Raw genomic sequence first — 24,248 nt, forward strand, 5'->3', positions numbered from 1 at the left:
TGGCTTCGGTGCCGCGGCGCGGCATCATGACCGGTATGGGCCGTGAATCGTTTTGGACCGTCGATCCCTCCGAGCTGCTGCGGGTAGGCAAGAAATTCTCCCTGGTCGACCGCCCGACCGACGACACGCCGGGTTTCGACGGTGACAAGGAGCAGGGCCGCGGAGCACTCGCCGAGGGCGCACTCGTGCTCGCCGAACTGCAGGAACGAATGTTCGCCACCAGCCGGCTGGGTGACCGCCGCCGGATCCTGCTGGTCCTGCAGGCCATGGACACCGCCGGCAAGGGCGGCATCGTCAAACACGTGATGGGATCGGTCGATCCGCAGGGCGTCCAGCTGACCGCGTTCAAACGCCCCACCCCCGAGGAACTGGAACACGACTTCCTGTGGCGGATCAGCAAACGCGTTCCCGCACCGGGCATGATCGGCGTCTTCGACCGGTCGCACTACGAGGACGTGCTCATCGGGCGCGTCCGCAAGCTGGCCCCGCCGGAGGAGATCGAACGCCGCTACACCGCGATCAACACCTTCGAGGCCGCCCAGGTCGCCTGCGGCACCACGGTGATCAAGGTGATGCTGCACCTCTCGCCCGCCGAGCAGCGCCGCCGCCTGCTCGACCGGCTGGACCGGCCCGACAAGCACTGGAAGTTCGATCCCGGCGACATCGACGAACGGGAGCTGTGGGACGAATACCAGAAGGCCTATCAGCTGGTGTTCGAACGCACCGCCACCGCGGACGCGCCCTGGTACGTGGTCCCGGCGGACAAGAAGTGGTACGCGCGCCTGGCGGTACAGCACCTGCTCGTCGACGCCCTGGAACGGATGCGGCTGGACTGGCCGAAGGCCGATTACGATGTGGCCGAACAGATCCGGCGCCTGAACTAACCGGGGGCGGGCGAGGGGTCCCGGGGTTCGAACCGGCCGCGGTCCCACAGCGCGGCGTCGACCGGCCCGGTACCCGGATCGGCCACGAAATCCGCGGCGATCCGGGCCGCGCGGACCGGATCCAGCGAGGCCGAACACCAGTTCAGTGACGCGTGGATCCGCCCGTAGGCCTCGATCACGTTGAAGCCGACGAAGCCCGGGCCGGGCGGCGCGATGGCCACGGCGATCCGGGGTGTCGCGGCCCCGGCCGGGGGCGGGGTGGTCGTCCAGCGGGTCGCGTACGAGATCATCAAACGCACGGTGGCGCCCGTCGGTGCCGGGGCCGGCGACATCCGGCCGGTCCGGATCAGGCTGCGCCGCAACACGTCTCGGCTGTACACCAGCAGCGGCAGGCCGGTGGCGACGATGCGGGCGATGCGGGCGCCCAGCTGCGCCGGGGTATCGGAGTCCCGGACCGGGACCGACTTCGACCAGCTGAAATTGCCCTCCACGGCCGGGGTCGCGGGCAGATACCGGCGCAGGTCGACCATGAAGGCGACCCGGTCGTCGACCGCGAGACCGTGGTGGCGGCACAGCAGCAGCGCCCGCAGCGTCATGATCGCCATCACCGACGCCGTCGACTCCCGCTCGCCCCGGAAACCGCGGACCAACGCGCCGAAATCGGCGGAACTCACCGCGGTCGAGGTTGCGAACGAATAGCCGGAGTCGTACGGGCACAGCATATTCCGGGGTTCGGCCGGCGCGCGTCCGGATTCGAGTTCCCGGTACAGGGCGATCGCCCGCCACAGCCGCGGCACCCGGCCGAAGGTGCGCAGCAGTGCCCGCTGCAGCGGTGCCGGGGTCCGCGCCGCCGGCGGATCCTGTTCCGTCAGCAGCATGCCCAGGAACTGCCAGGTCGAGGCGCCGTCGCCGAGCGCGTGCGAATGCCGCAGGTGCGCCCAGTCGCGGCCCACGGTCAAGCGGAACGGCAGCCCGTCCAGATCGGCGGAGCCGGAACCCACCGCCGGGCACGGCGCGTCGGAGGCCACCACGAGCGCCCGGACGAAATCGGCCCGCTCCGCGGGCAATACCCCGCCGGTGTGACCGGTGTCTATGTCCAGCAAGCGAATTCGAGGGTCGCGGGGGTGCGCGGCGATCCAGTCGGTGAGCCGGGCCCGGATCCGGTCGGCGCCCGGCGGGGTGATCGCCTCGACCACCTTCTCGACCGGAACCGCGCGCCAGGCGCGATCGCGCCGGCCGAGCCGGCGGACGTCGACCGCGGCTCGCCCGGCGACCATTGTGCCCCTGGGACTTCTCATCTGGGACAGTGTCGCCGGGTCCGCCCGAATCCGCTCGGGGAACGTTCTTTTCGGTCAGATCAAGGGTTCGATCCGGCGGGCGGTGCCGACCAGTGCGGCCAGGTAGCGGCTGCGGTCGGCCCGGGTCGCGGCGTGGCGCATCGGGCCGATCAGCAGCTCGGCGCAGGCACTGCCGTCGGGACGCAGCACCGGCGCGGAGAGGTAGCTGACCGGCAGCGGGCGGGGTTCGTCCAGGTCCTCGGCAGTGTAGGCCGTGCCGCTGATCTGGCCGAGCAGCGCCAGAACCCGGTCGCGCAGCTGCGCCTGGGCGCGGTCGCGGGCCAGGTGTTCCACGACCTCGGCCAGCACGTCGAGGGCCTCGCCCTGCGCACCCGAACCCCAGACCGCGCCCCCGGTCTGGGGAATATCGTCGAGCAGGCGGGCATACAGGTGGCGTTCGGCGGGGTCGGCGCGGTCCAGCCATGCCCGGCGGATCTCGGGTCCGGAATGGGCGACGATCGTCGCCGCGGCCGGCGGCATCAGCGGCAGCCGGCTGCCCCGGGCCAGCCCGGCCGGGATCCGGCCGTGGGTCTCGATCAGGGCGACGAATTCGATTTCCGCCCCGTCCATCCGGGTCAGTGCCACCCCGCAGCCCACTTCGGCCGACAGCGCCCGCAGGGCCGCGTCGAGCGGGTCGCTGCCGGCGGCCGGGCGGGCGGTGTGGGCGATCGCCCACAGGCCCGGGCCGAGCTCGTAGCGCAGGTCGTCGCGGCGGCGGACCCAGTCGCGCGACTGCAGTCCGGCCAGGATCGCGCCCGCCGTCGACCGGTTCAGGCCCAGGTCGTCGGCGATCTGCGCCGAGGTGCGGGGGCTGTCGGATTCCGCGAGGTATTCCAGGACCGAGATCACGCGCTGGGTCGGCGGTGACGGGTCGTCGATTCGGGTCTTGCCGTCCGGCATCGGACCTCCTACAGTCTCGGCGCCAATATTCGCATCATACGATACGAATATCCGTATTGGAGGTCCGATGTCCACACCCGCGCTCCTGGATCAGCTCGATATCGAAGGGATCGATTTCGCCTTCGACCACATCCCCGACCTGCACGCGACCCTGGCCGACCTGCGCAGCCGCAAGCCGTACGCGATCGTGCCGTTCGCGGGCGTCCGCGCGGTGCTGCTGCTCACCCACGACCTGGTCCGCGCGGCCTTCACCGACGAACAGACCTTCCCCGCCTCGGCGGTGTACCGGATGACCACCGAACCGGTCCTCGGCCACACCCTGCAGTGCATGACCGGGCGCGAACACCGCATCGCCCGCGGTGTCGTCGCACCCTCGCTGCGGCGCAACCGGATCGCCGAATATCTGGAACCGCTGCTCGAACCGCTCGCCCACGAGTTGATCGACCGGTTCGAATCCCGCGGCCACGCCGACCTGGTCGCCGAATTCTGTGTCAAATACCCGGTGCTCGTGATCAGCCGCATGCTCGGGCTGCCGGTCGACGACGAAGCCGTGGTGCACCGGTGGGCACACGACCTGTTCTACTTCCCGCTCGACCCCGCCGCCGCCGTGCGCGCCTCGCAGGAGTTCACCGACTACGTCGCCCCGATCCTGGCCGCCCGCCGCGCCGACCCCGGCGACGACATGATCTCCCTGCTGGTCACCGAATCCTCCGAAGGCGAATACCTCACCGACGAACAGGTGATGGCCCACCTGCGGCTGCTGTTCCCCGCCGGCGCCGACACCACCATGCTGGCGCTGGGCAACATCCTGTCCGCACTGCTCACCCACCCCGAGCAGCTCGCCGCGGTCCAGGCCGACCCGGCGACCGAAATCGGCTGGGCGATCTGGGAAGGACTGCGCTGGGAGCCGCCGGTCGGGCTGCTCCCGCGCGCGTGCCCGGAGGCGGTCGAGTGGAACGGGCTGTCGATTCCCGCGCTGACCCCGATGATCTTCTCCATCAACGCCGCCCACCGCGACCCCGCCGTGTACGAGCGGCCGGACGACTTCGACATCACCCGGCGCTCGATGTCCATGCTCTCCTTCGGCCAGGGCGTGCACAGCTGCGCCGGAAACTGGCTGGCCATGGCCGAATTGGAGACCGCACTGCGAATCCTGCTGCAGCGCCTGCCCGGCCTGCGGCTGAAACCCGACGCCGCGACGCACGCCACGATCGTCGCCCAGGTCGGCACCGCGTTGCGCGGTCCCGGTGCGCTGCACGTGAGTTGGTGACTCCGGCGCCGAGAGACGCTGCGCCTCAGTCGAGTTCGAGGAGTTGTTCCAGCCGGCGATCGATGGATCGGTCCAGTTCGGTCTCGGACATCTCGGTCAGGCCCGCGGCGGCCCGCAGGAACGGCCGGAACATCTCCCAGCCCAGCCGGAACGCGGCCGCGTGCGCGACGGTGAGCGCGGCGGTGCGTTCGTCGGCGCCGCGCTCGCGGACCATGGCCACGCCGTGGGCGATCACCGGGAACCGGTCCTGTAGTTCACCGACCGGGTAGCCGTCGAGGATGCAGCGGGCCAGCACGGTCCAGTGCCGGCGCAGCCGCGGATCCGATGCCGGGTCCGGTCCGGTGAGCGCGTCCGCGGATTCGGCGGCCAGGTGGTTGAGGACGGCGCCGACCAGTGCCTGCTTGGCGCCGAAGTGCCGGAACACCAGTCCGTGGTTGACGCCGGCGCGCTCGGCGATATCGCGGATGGAGGTGGCGGTGGGTCCACGCTCGCCGAACAGCTCGGTGGCGGCCGTGAGCACCGCGGTGCTCACGGCGTCCCGGCCGGTTGGAATCTCGGTGGGTTTTTTCCTCGACCGCGGTGTAGTCATGTGTCTACAGTAGTGGTGTAGTCAATCGACTACACCACTACTGCGGCGGGAGCGGACATGACCGAGACGACAATCGCGGACCAGAACACGGTGCGAGCGCTGCGGCTACCCGGATACCCGATTCCGGTCGGGCCGTTCACCCATCTCGCGGCCGAACGAGAGCGGCTCGCCGGCCTGCGCTGGCAACATTTCGACGCCCGCCCGATCGGCGCCACCGTCGGTGCCGAGATCAGCGGTATCGACCTCACCACCGACCTCCCGCCCGCCACGATCGCCGAGATCCGTCAGGCCCTGCACGACTACAAGGTCCTGTTCTTCCGTAACCAGCCGCTGAGCGCCTACCAGCATGTCGCCTTCGCCCGCCGCTTCGGCGAACTCGAGATCCATCCGGCCCTCGGATCCAACACCGGACAGCCGGAACTGGTGCGCTTCGAGAAGACCGCGCAGGTAGCGGGATTCGAGAACTCCTGGCACCACGACGTCACCTGGCGCGAACAGCCGTCCCTCGGCGCGATCCTGCACGCGATCGAGGTGCCCGACATCGGCGGTGACACCCTCTTCGCGGACATGTACGCCGCCTACGACGGCCTCGACGACGAAACCAAGGCGCAGATCGAGCACCTCGACGCGGTCCACGACTTCACCCGGGCGTTCGGCGCCTTCGCCACCGAAGAGCAGCAGGCGCAGATGCGGGCCGCGCATCCCTCGGTGACCCACCCGGTGGTCGCCACACACGCGGCCACCGGCCGCAAGCATCTCTACGTCAACCGCATCTTCACCGACCGTATCGCCGGCCTCGACGCGGACGAGGGCCGGGACCTCATCGACCGCCTGTGCCGCGCCGCCGACGCACCGGAGATCCAGGTGCGGTTGAAGTGGGAGCCCGACACCGTCGCGTTCTGGGACAACCGCGCCGTCCAGCACTACGCGGCCAGCGACTACTGGCCGCAGCGCCGGATCGTCGAACGCGCTTCGATCGTGGGCCCGAAGCCTTCTCGCTGATTCCCCGAGCGTTCGATCGGGACTCGATACGCTGGACTGCGAGTAGGGGCGCGGTCGTCGCCGGCCCGCCAGGCTTTCAGGGAATGAGTCCGATCATGCTGGTGCCTTTGACGGTTCGTGATTTCCTCGATCGCGCCGCGCACGTCTACCCCGATCGGATCGCGGTGGTCGACGAGCCCGATCAGCCGGCTCCCGGCCTGGGCACGCTCACCTTCGCGCAGGTGGCCGCGCGGGCGCGGGCGCAGGCCGCGCGGCTGGATCGGCTGGGCGTGCCGGTCGGGGGCCGGGTGGCGGTGATCTCGCAGAACAGCGCGCGGCTGCTGGTGTCGTTCTTCGGGGTCTCGGGATGGGGGCGGGTACTGGTGCCGGTCAACTTCCGGCTCGCACTGCCCGAAATCCGGTACATCGTCGAACACTGCGGCGCCGACGTCGTCTACGTCGACCCCGCCCTGGAACACGTCCTCGAACACCTCACGGCCACACACAAATTCGTGCTCGGCGCCGACGACGACCTGTACCTCGACGGTGTCGAACCCGCCGCATGGGCGGACCCCGACGAGAACGCCACCGCCACGATCAATTACACGTCCGGCACCACCGCCCGCCCCAAGGGCGTACAGCTGACCCACCGCAACATCTGGCTCAACGCCACCGTGTTCGGGCTGCACATGGGCGTGCACGAGGACGACGTCTACCTGCACACCCTGCCCATGTTCCACTGCAACGGCTGGGGCATGCCCTACATCACCACCGCCATGGGCGTACCGCAGATCGTGCTGCGCCAGGTCGACGGCGCCGAGATCCTGCGGCGCGTCGAACGCCACGGTGTCACCCTGCTGTGCGCGGCACCCGCGGTCATCAACGCCGTCCTTGACGCGGCCGCCACCTGGGACGGCCCGATCCCCGGCCGGGACCGGGTGCGGATCGTGGTGGCCGGCGCGCCGCCGCCCACCCGGACCATCGCCCGGGTCGGCGAGGTCCTGGGCTGGCAGTTCAACCAGATCTACGGGCTCACCGAGACCACCCCGATCCTCACCGTCAACCGCGACCGCGCCGAATGGGCGGGCCTGCCGGCCGAGGAACGGGCCCGCCGGCTGTCCCGGGCGGGCGTACCCGCGCTCGGCGTCTCGGTGCGCGTCGACGCCGACGGCGAGGTCCTGGCCCGCGGAAACCATGTGCTGGAAGGCTATTGGGAACAACCCGAGGCCACCGCGGCCGCGATCACCGACGGCTGGTTCCACACCGGTGACGGCGGCACCATCGACGCCGAGGGCTACGTGGTGATCTCCGACCGGAAGAAGGACGTGATCATCTCCGGCGGCGAGAACGTCTCCTCGATCGAAGTCGAGGACGCGCTCACCTCGCACCCGGCGGTCCGCGAAGCCGCCGTCATCGGTACCCCGGACGAGAAATGGGGTGAACTGGTCACCGCCCTCGTCGTCACCGACGGCTCGGGGGTCACCGCCGAGGAACTCGTCACCCACTGCCGCACGTTCCTGGCCGGCTACAAGATCCCGCGCCGGATCGAGTTCCGCACCGAACTGGCCCGCACCGCCACCGGGAAACTGCAGAAGTTCAAACTCCGGGAGTCCTTCGGCAACGGGCAGTGAACGGCACCACCCGGACTCGATCAGGAATCGAGAAGCCGCACTGCCAGGTCCCGCACTAGCCTGACTCGCATGGACATCAGCATCGCATCGAGCTTCCTGCCCCAGAACGATCCCGACGCCGCGCGGACGTTCTACCGTGACACGCTCGGCTTCGAGGTCCGCAACGATGTCGGATTCAACGGCATGCACTGGATCACCGTCGGACCGCCCGGACAGCCCGAGGTGTCGATCGTGCTCTACCCGCCGCACGCCACCCCGGGCCTCACCGACGAGGAACGCCGGGTCATCGACGAGATGATGGCCAAAGGCACCTACGCCAACATCCTGCTGTCCAGCCCGGACCTCGACACCACCTTCGCCAAGGTGGCGGCCGGTGGCGGCGAGGTCGTCCAGGAACCCACCGACCAGCCCTACGGGGTGCGCGACTGCGCGTTCCGCGACCCGGCCGGCAACCTGATCCGCATCCAGCAGGCCCGCTGATGAGCGCAGCGAGCAACAGCCACGAGGTGATCCGCGTCCAGGGCGCCCGCGAGCACAACCTCAAGGACGTCAGCGTCGAGATCCCGAAGCGGCAGCTCACGGTGTTCACCGGGGTGTCGGGTTCGGGGAAGAGTTCGCTGGTGTTCGGCACCATCGCCGCGGAGTCCCAGCGGCTGATCAACGAGACCTATTCGGCGTTCGTGCAGGGATTCATGCCGACGCTGGCCCGGCCCGAGGTCGACGTACTCGAGGGTCTCACCACCGCCATCACCGTCGACCAGCAGCGGATGGGCGGCGACCCGCGTTCGACCGTCGGCACCGCCACCGACGCGAACGCCATGCTGCGCATCCTGTTCAGCCGGCTGGGCAAACCGCACATCGGCTCGGCCAAGGCGTTCTCCTTCAATGTGGCCTCGATCAGCGGCGCCGGCGCGGTCACCGTGGACAAGGGCGGCAAACAGGTCAAGGAGCGCCGTAGTTTCAGCATCACCGGCGGCATGTGCCCGCGCTGCGAGGGCCGCGGTTCGGTCACCGATATCGACCTGACCCAGCTCTACGACGACTCGAAGTCGCTGTCCGAGGGCGCGCTGACCATTCCCGGCTACACCACCGGCGGCTGGAACTACCGGCTGTACGCGTCGTCGGGGCTGGTGGATCCGGACAAGCCGATCCGCAAGTACACGAAGAAGGAGCTCGCCGACTTCCTGTACCACGAGCCGGAGCGGATGAAGATCGAGGGCATCAACATGACCTACGAGGGGTTGATCCCCCGGGTCCAGAAGTCGATGCTCGCCAAGGATCCCGAGGCCATGCAGCCGCACATCCGGGCGTTCGTGGACCGCGCGGTCACCTTCCAGACCTGCCCCGACTGCGAGGGCACCCGGCTCACCGCGGCGGCCCGCTCGTCCAAGATCGGGACGATCAGCATCGCCGACGCGTGCGCCATGCAGATCAGCGACCTGGCCGAATGGGTGCGCGGACTCGACGAGCCGTCGGTGGCGCCGCTGTTGGCGAGCCTGCGGCACGTGCTGGAGTCGTTCGTCGAGATCGGGCTCGGCTATCTGTCGCTGGACCGGCCCTCGGGCACCCTGTCCGGTGGTGAAGCCCAGCGCGTCAAGATGATCCGTCATCTCGGTTCGGCGCTCACCGACGTCACCTACGTCTTCGACGAGCCCACCATCGGATTGCATCCGCACGACATCACCCGGATGAACGATCTGCTGCTGCGGTTGCGCGACAAGGGGAACACCGTCCTGGTCGTCGAGCACAAGCCGGAGACCATCGGGATCGCCGACCACGTCGTCGATCTCGGTCCGGGCGCCGGAACCGCCGGTGGCACCGTCTGTTTCGAGGGCACCGTGGCGGGTCTGCGCACGAGCGGCACCGTCACCGGCCGCCACTTCGACGACCGGTCCGCGGTCAAGGAGACCACGCGAAAGCCCAACGGCGCGTTGGAGATCCGTGGCGCGACCGCGCACAACCTGAAGAACGTCGACGTCGACATCCCGCTCGGGGTGCTGGTCGTGGTCACCGGAGTCGCGGGGTCGGGCAAGAGTTCGCTCATCCACGGCTCGATCCCGGCCGGCGCGGACGTCGTCTCGGTCGACCAGAGCCCGATCAAGGGCTCCCGCCGCAGCAACCCCGCCACCTACACCGGCCTGCTCGAACCGATCCGCAAGGCGTTCGCCAAGGCCAACGGTGTGAAACCCGCACTGTTCAGCGCGAATTCGGAGGGCGCCTGCCCGACCTGCAACGGCGCGGGCGTGGTGTACACCGACCTGGCCATGATGGCCGGCGTGGCCACGGTCTGCGAGGACTGCGAGGGCAAACGGTTCCAGGCGGCGGTGCTCGACTACCACCTCGGCGGCCGCGACATCAGCGAGGTGCTGGCGATGCCGGTCACCGAAGCCAAGGAGTTCTTCGCCTCCGGCGAGGCCGCCATCCCGGCGGCGGTCAAGATCCTCGGTCACCTCGACGATGTCGGCCTGGGCTATCTGAGCCTCGGCCAGCCGCTGACCACGCTGTCCGGCGGTGAGGGGCAGCGGCTCAAACTGGCCACCCATCTGGGTGAGAAGGGCGGGGTGTACGTGCTCGACGAGCCGACCACCGGTCTGCACTTGGCCGACGTGGAGCAGCTGCTGGGTCTGCTGGACCGGCTCGTCGACTCCGGGAAATCGGTGATCGTGATCGAGCACCATCAGGCTGTGATGGCGCACGCGGACTGGATCATCGACCTCGGTCCCGGCGCCGGTCACGACGGCGGGCAGATCGTGTTCGAGGGCACGCCCGCGGATCTGGTCGCGGCGAGGTCCACCGTCACCGGTGAACACCTCGCCGACTACGTCGGCGTGTGAGCCGGGTCCGGCCGGTGGTGGATGTCACCGGCCGGACGGGCGGTCAGGCCCGGTGCAGCGCCAGCACCGGAATCGTGCGGATGCCCGCGGTCTTGGCCTCGTACTCGGCGAATCCGGGATTGCGCCGGACCTGTTCGGCGAAGATCCGGTCCCGGTCGGCGCCGGTGATCTCGGTGACGGTGACCGGGAAGGTCTCGACTCCGATCTCGACGGTGGCCTTTCCGGCGGCGACCAGGTTGTGGTACCAGGCGGGGTTGGTCGGTGCTCCCGCCTTGGACGCGAAGATGTACACCCGGTTCGGGTCCTGCTCGTCGGGCAGGTGCACCAGCGGTGTCACCAGTTCGCGCCCGGACTTGCGGCCGACGTGGTGCACGAGCACCATGGGTGCGCCCTCGAACGGGCCGCCGACGCGTCCCTCGTTCGCGCGGAACTCGTCGATGATCTGCGTGTTCCAATCCTGACTGGTCATGTGTGCATTCTTCCTGAATCGGCGGTGATCTCGTGACGGACGATCCGATCGGCGTGCTGCGGCGCTGGACCGAAGCCGGCGGCAGCTGGCGGGTGGTGGCCCGCCGCGGTGCGGTGGTGACGGTGGCGCTGTGCGACTGCGGCGGCGATGCCGAGATGGATCGAATCAGCTCAACCGATCCCGCCCTGCTCGAATTCCTCGGCGACCGGACCCGCAGCGACGACTGACCATTCGGGGCGGGTCCGACAAATCGGCTCGCTTATCGGATATATCACCCGAAACATCCACTGCTGCAAGGGAATTTCCCGAGAGTGCGCTCGTCGTTCGGCCGATTTTCCGCGCGCCCCCCGCTAGCCTATTGCGCGATATCGCAGCAGTCGTACGGTCGAGCACGGCGAAAGGCGGGGCAGAATGACCGGCCCGTACCCCCACACCCACGGGCGGGACGACCCGTCCGCGCCGCCCCTGTCCGAGCTCTATCTCAGCCCCGACCCGGTCGACTGGCACGGCACTCCGGTGCACCCCATGTTCTTCCGCGAACTCGGCACCGAATCCGCCACCGTCACCCTGACCCTGCGCACCGTGGTGCCGCCGCCGGGACTGCGCGGGGTCGGGATCGGGCTGGCGGTCAGCGGCGGGCACGTCGAATTCGAGGGCCGGGTGCTGCGCGGGGTCGACGTGTGGGCCGACGCCATGACCGGCGGCGTGCAACTGGCACTGTGCCCGGACGACACGGAGGCGGCGTTCAGCCTCACCCCGGTCTGGATGAGTGCCGACGGCACGGTCACCTCGTGGTCGGGCAACTACGGCATGGTCATCGAACACGATCCGCGCGGAATCGTGGTGCTGCACTGCAGCGTCGGGGTCGGCGCGGTCGAATTCTCCGAGCTGGTGGTCGAATTGGCGACCGCGCCGCCGAGCCCGGAGGCCGAACGATACCGACGCGCGCTCTACGAGCTGGCGGTCGCCATGCACGGGCGCGGTGACGTCGAACAGGCCTGCCAATTGTGGCGGCAGGCAGCTGGATTCGGTCATGCCGGCGCCGCCTACGACCTGGGCGTGGTGCGGTTCCGGCTCGGCGAGCACGCCGAGGCCGAGCGCTGGTGGCGCGCCGCCGCCGGCCACGGCGACGCCCGCGCCATGGCCGGACTGGCCGAGGTACTCGACCGGCGCGGCAATGCCGGCGAGGCCCGCGCCTGGCGAGCCAGCGCCGCCGCCGTACCGGCCTAGTGTCAGTGGGTTCTGGGAGACTCTCGCCCGACCACGGATTCCGAACCGCGGGGTCGGATGCGGCCGCGCGCAACGGGCATAATGCCCACCGGACCCACCCGAGACCAGGAGCGCCCCACGGTGATCAGCGAGCTGCAACACGAGTTCCACGGCCTGCCCGTCGTGGAGTTCCCCGTCGACACCGACCCCGCGCCCGTACCGGGCCCGGTCGCCTGGCGAATCTCCGTCCCCACCTACGACGCACCCACCACCTGGCCGGAGGCGTTCGAGAAGTTCCGTGCCACAGTCGATCCGGCGGGCGTGCAGGCGATCGTCGTCGGCGGCTGGTCCGATCCCTACGAACGGAGTTCCGCGCCCGTGGTGGAGGCCCTCGTCGCGGCCGCCGGCGAACTGACCGCCTTGCGCGCGGTGTTCCTCGGGGACATGACCGCCGAGGACTGCGAGATCTCCTGGATCACCCAGTCCGACATCACCGCCCTGCTGTCCGCGTTTCCCCGGCTCGAGCGCCTCGGGGTACGCGGTGGCAACAAGCTGGCGCTGACTCCGGTCCGGCACGAGACCCTGCACAGCCTGGTGATCGAGTCGGGCGGACTGCCGGCCGAGGTGGTGCGGGCGGTGGCCGCATCCGACCTGCCGGGCCTGACCGAACTCGAATTGTGGCTGGGCGCAGCCGATTACGGGGCCGACTCGTCCGTCGAGGACCTCGCCCCGATCCTGTCGGGTGACAAGCTGCCGCGACTGACCCGGCTCGCGCTGTCGGACAGCGAATACCAGGACGAGATCGCGGCCGCCGTCGCGACGGCGCCGATCCTGCCGCGACTGCATGCGCTCGACCTGTCCAAGGGAGTGTTGCGGGACGCGGGTGCCGCGGCGCTGCTCGCCGGACAGCCGCTGACCCACCTCGAATCGCTCGATCTGCACCACAACTATCTCAGCGACGACATGCGGGCCCGCGTGCGGGCGGCCCTCGAACCGTCCGGCGTGCGCCTGGATCTCGACCCCGGCGACGCCGACGAGTACGAATACGACAGCACCGTCTACCGGTCGGTCGCGGTCGCCGAATGACCCCGCCCCGCCTGGCGGTCGTCGGCAACCCGGAGAACCGCCGCGTCACGATGCTGCTCGATGCCGCTGCCCGCCTGGGCATTCCGGGCCCCCGGGTGGTGTCGTGGCGCGAGGTGCTCACCGCACGCGGTGCCCGGTTCGACCCCGACGAGGTGGTGCGCCTCGACTCACCCGGCGAGAACCCGGACGTGGACACCGCCCTGCGCGGCCCGGGCGCCCCGACGCGCATCGCGGACGGAACACGCTGGTACACGGCACTGCTCGCCGCGGTCGATACCCTGCGCGGCGGACGACGGCTGACCGATCCCGGCGATCTGGCGGTCCTGTTCGACAAGCGCCGCTGCCACGCGGAACTCGCCGCGAGGAACGTCCCGGTGCCGGCCTCCCCCACCTCGGGTGCCGGGGCCCCGGTACCACCGGACTGGCCGGCGGTCCGCGAGTTGGCCGCCGCGGCCGGACTGCGGCGATTCTTCCTCAAGCCCGCACACGGCTCCGCCGCGGCCGGAGTGGTCGCGGTAGAGACCGCGTCCGGCGGACGGGTGCAGGCCCGCACCAGCGCCGAGGTCGCCGCGGACGGTGTCCACAACTCGCTGCGCGTGCGCCGGCTCACCGGTGAGGCACAGGTCGGTGCCCTCGTCGACGCGCTCGCCGGCGAACGCCTGCACCTCGAGGCATGGCTACCGAAACCGTCGTGGCAAGGCCGCACCGCCGACCTGCGCATCGTCGTGATCGCCGGGCGGGCGACCCACGCGGTGCTGCGCACCAGCGCCCACCCCATGACCAACCTGCACCTGGGCGGGCGGCGCGGCGACCTGGACACCGCGCGGGCCGCGTTCGACTCGGCCGGCTACGGCTGGGACACCGTACTCGCGGTGGCCGAAGCGGCCGCCGCGGCCTTCCCGCGCACCCTGTGCGTCGGGGTGGACCTGCTGCCCGCCGCGAACTGGCGCGGCGTCGCGGTCGGCGAGGTCAATGCCTTCGGCGACCTGCTCCCGGGCCTGACCGGGCTCCCGGGCCGCGCCGACGGCCTCGACACGTACGCGGCCCAACTGGTCGCGGTCAGCGAAGGCTGGTCCGACCGTGCCGCGGCCTGACCAGCGCACTGCCGTGCACCCGGACATGACCGCCGTCGTCGGCTCCGACGACATCCTGCTGGTCACCCTCGACACCCTGCGCTACGACGTGGCCTGCGAGCTCGCGGCCGCCGGGCGGATCCCGAACCTGGCGCGACACCTGCCCGGCGGCCGATGGGAGCAGCGCCACGCCCCCGGCAGTTTCACCTACGCCGCACATCAAGCGATATTCGCCGGGTTCCTGCCCACCCCGGTCGGGCCGGGTCCGCATCCGCGGCTGTTCGCCGCCGAGTTCGGCGGGAGCGAGTCCACGGCCGCCGGGACATTCGTGTTCCCGGAATCGAATCTGGTCGCGGGTCTGACCGCCGCGGGCTACCACACGGCGTGCATCGGGGGCGTCGGCTTCTTCAACCGCCGGGGCGCGCTGGGTTCGGTGCTGCCCGGCCTGTTCGCCGAGGCACATTGGTCACCCGAGCTGGGGGTGACCTCGCCGACCTCGTTCGAGGCGCAGGTGGAGCTGGCCGCGCGGGTGGTGGCCGGGCTTCCCGCCGAACGCCGGCTGTTCCTGTTCGTCAACGTTTCCGCTCTGCACCAACCGAATTGGTTCTACGCCGCGGGCGCGACCGCGGACGCCGGGGATACCCGGGCCACGCACGCGGCGGCGCTGGAGTACGTGGACCGGCACATCGGGCGCCTGTTCGCCGCCATGGCGAGCAGGCGGCGCTGCTTCGCGATCGTGTGCTCCGACCACGGCACCGCCTACGGCGAGGACGGCTACACCGGGCATCGGCTCGCACACCCCGTGGTGTGGACCGTGCCGTACGCCCACTTCTTCCTGGCGGGGCCGCGATGACCGTCACCGACCTGCCCGTGCCGGCGCCGCCGTCGGACGAGGTGCCGCCGGGATACGTTGCGCCCTACCAGAACTACGTGTACGCGTACCCCCACAAGACGGCGTACCGGCAGCTGCGTCCCCGTCCGGCCCTGACCGAGCTGTGGGCGCACGAACCGCAGGACGCGCTGTCGCTCTACCTGCACGTGCCGTTCTGCGAGGTGCGCTGCGGCTTCTGCAACCTGTTCACCCGGGTCGGCGCGCCGGGCGAGCTGACCACCCGCTATCTCGACGCGCTCGAGCGGCAGGCGGAGGCGGTGCGCGAGGCGCTGGTGCCGTCGGCCAGGTTCGCGACCGCCGCGTTCGGCGGCGGGACCCCCACCTACTTGACCGCGGCGGAGCTGAACCGGTTGTGCGACATCGCCGAGAGCCTGGGTGCCGACCTGCGGGCGGTCCCGCTGTCGGTGGAGGCGTCACCGGCCACGGCGACCGCCGACCGGCTCGCGGTGCTGGCCGCTCGCGGTGCCACCCGGCTCAGCCTCGGCGTGCAGAGCTTCGACGACACCGAGGCCCGTGCCGCAGTCCGGCCGCAGCGCCGCGCCGACGTCGAGGCCGCGTTGCAGCGGGTCCGCGACGCCGCGATCCCGTTGCTGAATATCGACCTGATCTACGGAATCGACGGCCAGACAACGGATTCCTGGGCTTCGTCGTTGGACGCCGCGCTGGCCTGGCGTCCCGAGGAGCTGTACCTGTACCCGCTGTACGTGCGGCCGCTGACGGGCCTGGCCCGGCGGGGCGGTCGACCCGACCCGCAGTGGGACGCGCATCGCCTGGACCTGTATCGCCGCGGCCGCGATCGGTTGCTCGCGGCGGGCTACGTGCAGGAGTCGATGCGCATGTTCCGGCGCGGCGACGCGCCCGATCCGGGTCCCAGCGACTACGCCTGCCAGACCGACGGCATGATCGGACTCGGTTGTGGCGCACGGTCGTACACGCGGACGCTGCACTACTCCTTCGATTACGCGGTCGGCGCGCACGAGGTGCGCGCCATCATCGACGACTATGTGGCGGGCACGGTCGCCGACTTCCGGCACGCCGCGGTGGGCCACGTGATGACCGAGGACGAAGCCCGGCGCCGGCACCTGCTGCAGTCGATCCTGCAGGCGACGGGAATGCCGTTGGCGGACTACCGTTCCCGTTTCGGCGCCGATCCCCACGAGCATTTCGGTGCCGAGCTCGACCGCTGGTCCGCCCGGGGCTGGCTGCGCGCCGGCGACGCCCGGCTGCGGCTCACCGAGCTGGGTCTGGCGTACTCCGACGCGCTGGGGCCCGAACTGTTCTCGCCCCGGGTGCGGGCCGCGATGGCCGCCTACGAGGGCCGCTGACCGTGCTGACCATCCTGTACCGCGGCCCGCTCGCGTCCTGTGACTACGACTGCCCGTACTGCCCGTTCGCGAAGCGCCGCGACACCACCGCACAGCTGCGCGCCGACCGCGCCGCGCTGGAGCGTTTCTGCGCGTGGGTGGCCGGCCAGGAGCGGGAGCTGTCGATCCTGTTCACGCCCTGGGGTGAGGGTCTCGTCCGGTCCTGGTACCGGCGGGCGCTGGTCGAGCTGTCCCGGTTGCCGCAGGTGCGCCGGGTGGCGATCCAGACCAACCTGAGCTGCCGCACCGGCTGGCTCGCCGACGCCGACCGCGACACCGTCGCCCTGTGGTGCACCTACCACCCCGGCCAGACACCGTACGACCGGTTCCTGACGAAGACCACCGAACTCACCGCGCTCGGGGTGCGTTTCAGCGTGGGGGTCGTCGGACTGCCGGAGCATCTGGAGCCCGCCCGCCGCCTGCGCGCCGACCTCGCCGATGCGGTGTACCTGTGGGTCAACGCCGCCGAGGGCCACCGGTACACCGACGCCGAGGCGGTCGACTGGACGGCCGTCGACCCCCTGTTCGACTACAGCCGGCGCCCGCACCGGACGCGGGGCCGGGCCTGCCGGACCGGGGAGTCGGTGGTGTCGGTGGACGGTGACGGCACCGTCCGGCGCTGTCATTTCGTGCCCGAAGTACTGGGCAACCTGTACGACGGCTCGTTCCGGGACGCGTTGCGGCCCAGGCCTTGCCCGCTGGAGGTCTGCGACTGCCATATCGGCTATGTGCACGCCGAGCAGGTCCCGCTGTACGACGTCTTCGCGGGCGGGGTGCTGGAGCGGATCCCGGCGGAGCCGGTGTGGCTGCCGCCGCCTAGCCGACCGCGCGGAAGTCGATCAGCAGCCGCGTGCTGAACCCGAGGGCGGCCAGCGCGGCCGCGCCGAACAGCAGCACCCAGAACAGGCCGGGAATCTTGGTCAGCCCGGCCAGCTGGTCGGCGTCGGAGCCGTCGCCACGCACGCGCGTGCGCTGCAGTTCGGCCACCGCCCGCAGGCCGCCGAACAGCAGGAACCAGGCCGTGGTGTAGCCGAACACGCTCTGCTGCACCACGGTTCCGAACCACGACACCGTGAACACGGCGGCCCCGGCCAGCAGCACCGCCAGCAGGCCGAAGGCGTTGCGGATGAACAGCAGCAGCACGGCCAGCGCGGCGACGCCGATCCACAGCATCAGGGTCAGCCGGCCGGCGCCGAGCAGTGCGGCACAGCCCAGCCCGACCGCGGACGGTGCCGGATAGCCGGCCAGCGTGGTGAGTACCATGCCCAGCCCGTACGGCTTGCCCCGCGACACCGTGACCCCCGAGGTGTCCGAGTGCAGCCGCACGCCGCTGAGGCTGCGGCCGGTAGCGACCGCGACGATCGCGTGGCCGGTCTCGTGCACGATGGTGACCCCGGTGCGCAGCCGTCGCCACACCGGATTCCAGCCGACCAGCAGCAGTGCCGCGAACGCTGTGGCCAGCACGACCCACGGCGGCGGGGCGGCCGAGACCGAACCGAGTCGGTCGGTCACCGAGGACAATTCGGCGGAGATCTGCGACACCTTCACCTGGCGAAGGGTATCCGGATCCGGCGCCGTCCGCGTTCGGGTCGATCCGCGGCAGGCGCCGACGTCAGCGGCCGGTTCGGCTGCTGCCGTCGCGGCCGCGAGGGCCTAGGCTGGGCACATGAGCATTCGCCGTTGGTCCGCCGTTGGTCTGGCCCTGTCCGCTGTGGCCGCCGTTCTGTTGTCCGGTTGTACCGAGGTGAAGCAGGCCCTCAACAAGGGTGGCGACACCCCGTGCAGCGAGTACGTGAAGCAGGACCAGGACACCCAGCGGATGACCGTCACCAAGTTCGTCCAGCAGCAGTCCGGTGACACCCAGCATCAGCCCGCGGGGACGACCGTGGACATGACGATGGCCGCGGTCGGTCTGCTGTGCAGTACGCAGCGCGACCCGCAGACCCCGATCAAGAACGCCGACGTCGCGGGAATCTTTTTCAACAAGTGACCCGCGACCTACTCTGGAGTACGGATGGATGTGACCTACCGGACCATCCGGGTTGTACCCTTCGGGTAGGTTAGGTGTACCTCGTAGTAACTGACAATTTGGAGGCAAAGATGCCTGTGCCGGAAGCTGCCGTCTTCGAACGGCTGCGCGGCTACGCGGCCGTCGACCCCGCGGCATCGCGCCCGACGCGGACCATCTCGGAAGTGTTCACCGGCAAGCCGCTCGGCGAGGTGCCCGTCGGCACCGCCGAGGACGTCGAGATCGCCTTCGAGAAGGCCCGCAAGGCACAGGCCGCCTGGGGTGCCCTGCCCGCCAAGCAGCGCTCCGCGGTGCTCGAGCGCTACCGCGAACTGGTCATCGACAACCGTGAATTCCTCATGGACGTCATCCAGGCCGAGACCGGCAAGGCCCGCTGGGCCGCCCAGGAAGAAGTCCTCGCGCTCATCCTGGCCGCCCGCTGGTTCGCCAAGCACGCCCCCCGGCTCATGGCCCCGCAGTCGGTGCGCGGCGCGTTCCCGGTCCTCAACCGCACCACCGTCCTGCACCAGCCCAAGGGTGTCGTCGGTGTCGTCGCCCCCTGGAACTACCCCGCCGCGCTGGCGATCGGTGACGCGCTCCCGGCGCTGCTCGCCGGCAACGCCGTGGTGATCAAGCCCGACAGCCAGACCCCGTACTCGGCGCTGGCCAACGTCGACCTGCTGCGCCAGGCCGGCCTCGCCACCGACCTGCTGCAGGTCGTGCCCGGCCCCGGCAGTGTGGTGGGCACCGCGATCGTGGACCGCTGCGACTATCTGATGTTCACCGGCTCCTCCGCGACGGGCAAGCTGCTCGCCGAGCAGTGCGGGCGCCGCCTGATCGGGTTCTCCGCCGAACTCGGTGGCAAGAACCCGATGATCGTCACCCGCGGCGCCGACCTGGACAAGGTCGCCAAGGCCGCACTGCGGGCGTGTTTCTCCAACGCCGGCCAGCTGTGTATCTCCATCGAGCGTATCTACGTCGAAGAGGCCGTCGCCGAGGAATTCACCACCAAGTTCGTGGCCGCGGTCGAGGCGATGAAACTCGGTGTGGCCTACGACTATTCGACCGACATGGGCAGCCTGATCTCCGAATCGCAGCTCGAGACGGTGACCAAGCACGTCGCCGACGCCGTGTCCAAGGGCGCGACCGTGCTGACCGGCGGTAACGCGCGCCCGGACCTCGGCCCGCTGTTCTTCGAGCCGACCGTGCTGTCGAAGGTCGACGACAACATGGAGGTGTGCCGGAACGAGACCTTCGGCCCGCTGGTCTCGATCTACCCGGTCGCCGATGTCGAGGAGGCGATCACCCGTGCCAACGACACCGACTACGGGTTGAACGCCAGCGTATGGGCCGGTAGCAAGGCCGAGGGCGAGGCCATCGCGGCACGCCTGCACACCGGAACCGTCTGTGTCGACGAGGGTTACGCGCCGGCCTGGGGTTCCACCGGTGCCCCGATGGGTGGCATGGGGATCTCGGGGGTCGGCCGCCGCCACGGTGACGACGGCCTGCTGAAGTTCACCGAGCCACAGACGGTCGTGGTGACCCGGTTCCTGAACCTGGACGCGCCCTTCGGATTGTCGCAGTCGGTGTGGCAGCCCATGCTGATGGGTATCGCGCGTTCGCTGCGATTCCTGCCCGGGCGCTGACCTTTTCGGGGCGACCGATAGTCGCTATACACTGTGGGGCCGGAATTTTCCGGCCCCACAGTCGTTTTCCCAGGTGACATGTCAAATCACGTCCCGCTCATCGAGATCGAGTTTACACCGTTCGTTTTGGGCGTTATGTTGCTGTGATGTCGAAACCGTGGCTCGGTCTCCGCACCCGCATTGTGGCCATCGCACTCGTGCCCAGCATCTCGCTGGTGACCCTCGGTGGTGTCGGGACCGCATATTTGGTGTACCGGGCCCGAGACGCAAAGGATTTCCAGAACGCGCTGTCCGCGGGCAGCGGCCCGACCGCCGCTATTCTGGCCGCCGTCGAACGCGAACGCATGGCGTCCATGTGGTCGCTGGCCGGTGAGCCACCGGACCAGACCGCGCTGCCCGGCGCGCGCGCCCAGGTGGACTCCGCGACCGTGGCCGTCATGAAGATGGTGGACGACTTCCACAAGCTTCCCGGCTACAGCCTGCCCGCCGAGACCCCCAACAGCAACGCGCAGACCGCCGCCACCAAGGCCGCGCTCGACAAGCTGCGCATGGCCATCGACGCCCAGATGATCCCGCCCACCGACACCGACGCGGCGTTCACCCAGATGCTCGGGTCGATGACCGTGGCGCTGCAGGTCATGGCGAAGGTCGCGCCGACCGGCAGCATCGCCCTGGACCTGGGTGGCGCGCTGGTGACCCTGCAGGCACTCGAGGGCCTGACCCGCAGTGGCGGCTGGGCCGCCGTCGCGCTCGACGGCCCCGGCCTGACCCCCGAACAGGCCACCATCTACCGCAACCTGGTCGGGTCCTACCATTCGACGCTGCAGGAGCTGGCCACCGGTGATCCGAAGTCGGAGACGGTGAAGCGGGCGCAGGCCATGCTGGCCGACCCGGCGCTGCAGCGCATCAGCGCGCTCGAGGACTACATCATCCGGCCGCCGGAGCCGGCCAAGCCCGGCGGCGCGGTGCCCGCTGCGCCGATGACACTCAACGCGTACCGCGGCGACGTCGAGAAACTCGCCATGGACATGCTGCAACTGTGGACCCTGCAGCAGAAGCAGGCCGCCGACGAGGCCATCGCGCTCACCGATCACCAGAATGCCAACGCGGAGAAGGCGGTCGGGCTCGCCTTCGGCGCCTCGGTTCTGGTGTTCCTGGTGTCGCTGTACCTGGCCGACCGGCTGGCCCGCCGCCTCAAGCGGCTGCGCTCGGAGACGATCGCGCTCGCCGACGAGCGGCTCCCGGATCTGCTCGGCCGGCTCGGCGCGGGCGAGCAGATCGACCCCACCGAGATCGAGGCCGGCCACCTGGACTTCGGCTCCGACGAGATCGGCTCGGTCGCAGCGGCTTTCAACCAGGCGTTCAATGCCGCGGTCAAGGGTGCCGTCACCGAGGCCCGCACCCGCGAGGGCGTGCAGGCGGTGTTCCTCAATCTCGCGCACCGCAGTCAGCTCGTCGTGCACCGGCAGCTGGAGATCCTGGACGAGGCCGAGGCCCGCCAGGAGGACCCGCAGCTGCTGGAGATGCTGTTCCGGCTCGACCACCTCGCCACCCGCGAGCGCCGCAACGCCGAGAACCTCACCATCCTCGGTGGTGGCCGGCCGGGCCGGCAGTGGCGGCGCCCGGTGCCGCTGGTCGAGCTGGTCCGCAGTGCGGTCGGCGAGACCCTGGACTACGCGCAGGTGCGCACCGGCCGGATGCCGCAGCTGTTCGTGGTCGGCGCGGTCGTCACCGACCTCGTGCACCTGCTCGCCGAACTGGTCGACAACGCCACCGCGTTCTCCCCGCCCGACTCCCGGGTGGACGTGAACGCCAATGTCGTCGGGCGCGGCCTGGTCATCGAGATCTCCGACCAGGGTGTCGGTATGGAGCCCGAGGACCGCGAGCGCCGCAACGAGCTGCTGCGCAACCCGCCGCCGATCGGGGTCGCCTCGCTCACCGCCGACTCCCGCCTGGGCCTGTTCGTGGTGGCGCAGCTGGGTTCCCAGCACGGAATCTCGGTGCGGCTCACCGAGTCCGACTACGGCGGGATCAAGGCCATCGTGCTGATCCCCACCTCGCTCGTGGTCAGCGAGGCGGCCGACGCCGACCACCTCCGGGACCGGACCGCGATCGGCCGCCCCGAACTCGACCGGGCGCCCGCGCACGCCGCCGAGCCGGCCGCACTCCCGATCATCACGGCCGAAATCGTCACCGGCGCAACGGAAACGGAGTCCACGGTGGCCGTCGCGCCGCCGGCGCCGATCTCGTACCCCGAGCCGACACCGGCACCGCAGCAGGCACCGATCGCGGAGCCCGCCTCCTTCCAGCAGCCGACCTCCTACCCGCAGCAGGCGCCCTTCGCCGAGCCGGACCCGTACCCGTCGCAGCCGCAGTTCCGGCCGCAGGCCCCGCTGCGCGAGTCCTACGAGGCGCCGGCCACTCCCGGCCCGGTGGACGTGCCGGGACGCCCGCCGCTGCCGCGGCGCCGGCGTCAGGCCAGCATCTCCCCCGAACTGACGCATCGCCCGGCCGACGGGCCTGCGGTGCAGCGGCCCCGGTCGGCGGACCAAGCGCGAGACCTGATGTCCGCCATCGAGAACGGCACCCGGCAGGGCCGCCGGGCCGTACCCGACGAGACCGTCACGACGACAGCGCACCGTTTCCGGGCGCAGGAACAGGAAGGCAGCGGTGACTTCTAACTCCGCAGGTGATCTGGGTTGGCTGCTCGACGAACTGGTCGACCGGCTGGCCGGAGTGCGCTACGCAGTGGTGCACTCGACCGACGGGCTGCTCTTGGGCCGGTCCTCGACCATGGTCCGGGAGGACGCCGAGCATTTCGGTGCGATGTCGGCCACCCTGTACGGTCTGGCGCGCAGTGCCGGCACCCGGTTCGACGGTGGCGGTGTCCGGCAGGCGGTCATCGAGCTCGACCGGGCGGTGCTGTTCGTGACCGCGGCCGGTGAGAACGCCTGTATCGCGTTGCAGGCCACCGACGACGCGAACCTGGGCATGGTGGCCTACGAGATGAATCTGACCGTGCAGCGGATCGGCAGCCTGCTGACCACCTATCCCCGTACCGGACTGGTAGACCAGGCCGGTCGCCACTCGTCATGACCGGGCGCGGTCAGTGGTTCGACGACGAGGCGGGCCCACTGGTCCGTCCCTACACGGTGACCCGTGGGCGCACCGTGGGGGCGGGCCAGGACCTCGACATCCTCACCCTGGTCGCAACAGTGGTGCCCGGACCCCGGCTGCGGCGAACCGAACCGGAATATCCCGAAATCCTGCGGCTCTGCCGGGAGCCGCAGTCGGTGGCCGAGGTCTCGGCCAAATTGACACTGCCGCTGGCGGTGTCCAAGATCCTGGTCGGTGACCTCATCGCTGACGGGCTGCTGCGGTTCCGAGCGCCCGCGGCCGACGTCGACACCGGCGACCTGACCGTGTTGCGAGCAGTGCTCGACGGAATCCGAAAGCTGTAGGAACACCGTGCCCCAAACCAATCCAGACCTCGGCCTCGCCGCTTCGGTGAAGGTCCTCATCGCCGGCGGGTTCGGTGTCGGCAAGACGACGATGGTGGCGTCGATCAGTGAGGTCGCGCCGCTGCGCACCGAGGAGATGATCACCGAGCTGTCCGCCGGTGTCGACGACCTGTCGGGCGTGGAGAGCAAGCGCACCACGACCGTCGCGCTGGACTTCGGCCGCATCACCATCGACGACAAGCTGGTGCTCTACCTGTTCGGTACCCCGGGCCAGGACCGATTCTGGTTCCTGTGGGACGAATTGGCGCGTGGCGCGCTGGGCGCGGTGGTCATCGCCGACACCCGCCGCCTCGAATCCTCTTTCGCCGCCATCGATTTCTTCGAGCGGCGCGGGCTCAGCTTCACCGTCGCGGTGAACTGCTTCGAGGGTGCCCCGCGCTACACGCCCGAAGAGGTGCGTGAAGCGCTCGACCTGCCGGGCGAGCAGCCGGTCATGCTGTGCGACGCCCGCGACCGCAACTCCTGCAAAGCGGTGCTGACCACGCTCATCGAGCACCTGATCAACCGCTCGCAGGCCATGTCGAACTGACTGCGGCACACCGTTGTTCGGGGGT

General features: G+C 70.2%; 24 protein-coding genes. 19 read left to right on the forward strand and 5 right to left on the reverse strand.

Going from position 1 to position 24,248, the window contains the following annotated elements:
• Positions 1–35: 35 nt before the first annotated feature.
• On the forward strand, positions 36–884 hold the full coding sequence (locus EBN03_RS09100) for a PPK2 family polyphosphate kinase (RefSeq protein ID WP_199742684.1): 849 nt from the start codon (positions 36–38) through the stop codon (positions 882–884).
• Here the strand turns inward: EBN03_RS09100 and EBN03_RS09105 are convergent.
• Both EBN03_RS09105 and EBN03_RS09110 read right to left on the reverse strand, forming a co-directional pair.
• Positions 881–2,182 carry a hypothetical protein gene (locus tag EBN03_RS09105; protein ID WP_147471499.1) on the reverse strand — a complete coding sequence of 434 codons (1,302 nt, stop codon included), beginning with the start codon at positions 2,180–2,182 and terminating at the stop codon, positions 881–883. The two genes, EBN03_RS09100 and EBN03_RS09105, sit on opposite strands and share 4 nt — an antisense overlap.
• Before the next feature lie 54 nt (positions 2,183–2,236).
• Positions 2,237–3,121, reverse strand: a complete 885-nt coding sequence (locus EBN03_RS09110; protein WP_122187517.1) for a helix-turn-helix domain-containing protein — start codon at positions 3,119–3,121, stop codon at positions 2,237–2,239.
• Between the two features lie 67 nt (positions 3,122–3,188).
• Here EBN03_RS09110 and EBN03_RS09115 point away from each other — a divergent pair, with 67 nt between their 5' ends.
• A complete protein-coding gene (locus EBN03_RS09115; protein ID WP_122187518.1) occupies positions 3,189–4,391 on the forward strand; it encodes a cytochrome P450 in 1,203 nt (400 codons plus the stop codon).
• A gap of 25 nt (positions 4,392–4,416) precedes the next feature.
• Here the strand turns inward: EBN03_RS09115 and EBN03_RS09120 are convergent, their stop codons facing one another.
• Positions 4,417–4,980: a TetR/AcrR family transcriptional regulator gene (locus tag EBN03_RS09120; RefSeq protein WP_122187519.1), complete on the reverse strand. Its 564-nt coding sequence runs from the start codon at positions 4,978–4,980 to the stop codon at positions 4,417–4,419.
• Positions 4,981–5,037: 57 nt separating this feature from the next.
• Between EBN03_RS09120 and EBN03_RS09125 the strand changes: the two genes are divergently transcribed.
• The 4 genes from EBN03_RS09125 (at position 5,038) to EBN03_RS09140 (ending at position 10,426) form a co-directional block, all read left to right on the forward strand.
• Complete coding sequence (locus EBN03_RS09125; protein ID WP_122187520.1) at positions 5,038–5,982, forward strand: TauD/TfdA dioxygenase family protein; 945 nt, start codon at positions 5,038–5,040, stop codon at positions 5,980–5,982.
• A 95-nt stretch (positions 5,983–6,077) separates the two neighbouring features.
• Complete coding sequence (locus tag EBN03_RS09130; protein ID WP_122187857.1) at positions 6,078–7,592, forward strand: AMP-binding protein; 1,515 nt, start codon at positions 6,078–6,080, stop codon at positions 7,590–7,592.
• A 69-nt stretch (positions 7,593–7,661) separates the two neighbouring features.
• Positions 7,662–8,072, forward strand: coding sequence for a VOC family protein (locus tag EBN03_RS09135; RefSeq protein WP_122187521.1), 411 nt, complete (start codon positions 7,662–7,664; stop codon positions 8,070–8,072).
• Positions 8,072–10,426: an excinuclease ABC subunit UvrA gene (locus tag EBN03_RS09140; protein ID WP_122187522.1), complete on the forward strand. Its 2,355-nt coding sequence runs from the start codon at positions 8,072–8,074 to the stop codon at positions 10,424–10,426. The genes EBN03_RS09135 and EBN03_RS09140 overlap by 1 nt, the downstream gene beginning before the upstream one ends.
• Positions 10,427–10,469: 43 nt before the next feature.
• On the opposite strand, the gene EBN03_RS09145 is transcribed toward EBN03_RS09140, so the two are convergent.
• Positions 10,470–10,895: a nitroreductase family deazaflavin-dependent oxidoreductase gene (locus EBN03_RS09145; protein WP_122187523.1), complete on the reverse strand. Its 426-nt coding sequence runs from the start codon at positions 10,893–10,895 to the stop codon at positions 10,470–10,472.
• A 32-nt stretch (positions 10,896–10,927) separates the two neighbouring features.
• Here EBN03_RS09145 and EBN03_RS09150 point away from each other — a divergent pair, with 32 nt between their 5' ends.
• The 7 genes from EBN03_RS09150 to EBN03_RS09180 all read left to right on the forward strand — a co-directional run bounded on the left by EBN03_RS09150 (position 10,928) and on the right by EBN03_RS09180 (position 17,376).
• Positions 10,928–11,122: a hypothetical protein gene (locus tag EBN03_RS09150; RefSeq protein ID WP_122187524.1), complete on the forward strand. Its 195-nt coding sequence runs from the start codon at positions 10,928–10,930 to the stop codon at positions 11,120–11,122.
• A 184-nt stretch (positions 11,123–11,306) separates the two neighbouring features.
• Positions 11,307–12,125, forward strand: coding sequence for a tetratricopeptide repeat protein (locus tag EBN03_RS09155; protein ID WP_122187525.1), 819 nt, complete (start codon positions 11,307–11,309; stop codon positions 12,123–12,125).
• A 120-nt stretch (positions 12,126–12,245) separates the two neighbouring features.
• Complete coding sequence (locus EBN03_RS09160) at positions 12,246–13,190, forward strand: STM4015 family protein (protein ID WP_122187858.1); 945 nt, start codon at positions 12,246–12,248, stop codon at positions 13,188–13,190.
• Positions 13,187–14,284 carry an STM4014 family protein gene (locus EBN03_RS09165; protein ID WP_122187526.1) on the forward strand — a complete coding sequence of 366 codons (1,098 nt, stop codon included), beginning with the start codon at positions 13,187–13,189 and terminating at the stop codon, positions 14,282–14,284. Before EBN03_RS09160 ends, EBN03_RS09165 begins: the two co-directional genes overlap by 4 nt.
• Positions 14,271–15,116, forward strand: a complete 846-nt coding sequence (locus EBN03_RS09170) for an STM4013/SEN3800 family hydrolase (protein WP_233608269.1) — start codon at positions 14,271–14,273, stop codon at positions 15,114–15,116. Before EBN03_RS09165 ends, EBN03_RS09170 begins: the two co-directional genes overlap by 14 nt.
• Positions 15,113–16,480 (forward strand): STM4012 family radical SAM protein, encoded by a 1,368-nt coding sequence (locus EBN03_RS09175; RefSeq protein WP_122187527.1) that lies wholly within the window; start codon positions 15,113–15,115, stop codon positions 16,478–16,480. Before EBN03_RS09170 ends, EBN03_RS09175 begins: the two co-directional genes overlap by 4 nt.
• Positions 16,481–16,482: 2 nt before the next feature.
• A complete protein-coding gene (locus tag EBN03_RS09180; RefSeq protein ID WP_122187528.1) occupies positions 16,483–17,376 on the forward strand; it encodes an STM4011 family radical SAM protein in 894 nt (297 codons plus the stop codon).
• Here the strand turns inward: EBN03_RS09180 and EBN03_RS09185 are convergent.
• Positions 17,336–18,067 carry a M50 family metallopeptidase gene (locus EBN03_RS09185; RefSeq protein WP_122187529.1) on the reverse strand — a complete coding sequence of 244 codons (732 nt, stop codon included), beginning with the start codon at positions 18,065–18,067 and terminating at the stop codon, positions 17,336–17,338. The two genes, EBN03_RS09180 and EBN03_RS09185, sit on opposite strands and share 41 nt — an antisense overlap.
• Positions 18,068–18,185: 118 nt before the next feature.
• Here EBN03_RS09185 and EBN03_RS09190 point away from each other — a divergent pair, with 118 nt between their 5' ends.
• The 6 genes from EBN03_RS09190 to EBN03_RS09215 all read left to right on the forward strand — a co-directional run bounded on the left by EBN03_RS09190 (position 18,186) and on the right by EBN03_RS09215 (position 24,223).
• Positions 18,186–18,509 carry a hypothetical protein gene (locus EBN03_RS09190; RefSeq protein ID WP_122187530.1) on the forward strand — a complete coding sequence of 108 codons (324 nt, stop codon included), beginning with the start codon at positions 18,186–18,188 and terminating at the stop codon, positions 18,507–18,509.
• Positions 18,510–18,619: 110 nt separating this feature from the next.
• The gene (locus tag EBN03_RS09195; RefSeq protein WP_122187531.1) at positions 18,620–20,173 is read left to right on the forward strand and encodes a succinic semialdehyde dehydrogenase; all 1,554 of its coding nucleotides are present in this window, start codon (positions 18,620–18,622) and stop codon (positions 20,171–20,173) included.
• Between the two features lie 146 nt (positions 20,174–20,319).
• On the forward strand, positions 20,320–22,854 hold the full coding sequence (locus EBN03_RS09200; RefSeq protein ID WP_122187532.1) for a sensor histidine kinase: 2,535 nt from the start codon (positions 20,320–20,322) through the stop codon (positions 22,852–22,854).
• Positions 22,844–23,269 carry a roadblock/LC7 domain-containing protein gene (locus tag EBN03_RS09205; RefSeq protein WP_122187533.1) on the forward strand — a complete coding sequence of 142 codons (426 nt, stop codon included), beginning with the start codon at positions 22,844–22,846 and terminating at the stop codon, positions 23,267–23,269. The genes EBN03_RS09200 and EBN03_RS09205 overlap by 11 nt, the downstream gene beginning before the upstream one ends.
• Positions 23,266–23,634: a DUF742 domain-containing protein gene (locus EBN03_RS09210; RefSeq protein WP_122187534.1), complete on the forward strand. Its 369-nt coding sequence runs from the start codon at positions 23,266–23,268 to the stop codon at positions 23,632–23,634. Before EBN03_RS09205 ends, EBN03_RS09210 begins: the two co-directional genes overlap by 4 nt.
• A gap of 7 nt (positions 23,635–23,641) precedes the next feature.
• Positions 23,642–24,223: a GTP-binding protein gene (locus tag EBN03_RS09215; protein ID WP_456093810.1), complete on the forward strand. Its 582-nt coding sequence runs from the start codon at positions 23,642–23,644 to the stop codon at positions 24,221–24,223.
• Positions 24,224–24,248: the final 25 nt, after the last annotated feature.

It is taken from the genome of Nocardia stercoris (assembly GCF_003696265.1).
GTDB classification, from domain to species: Bacteria; Actinomycetota; Actinomycetes; order Mycobacteriales; family Mycobacteriaceae; genus Nocardia; species Nocardia stercoris.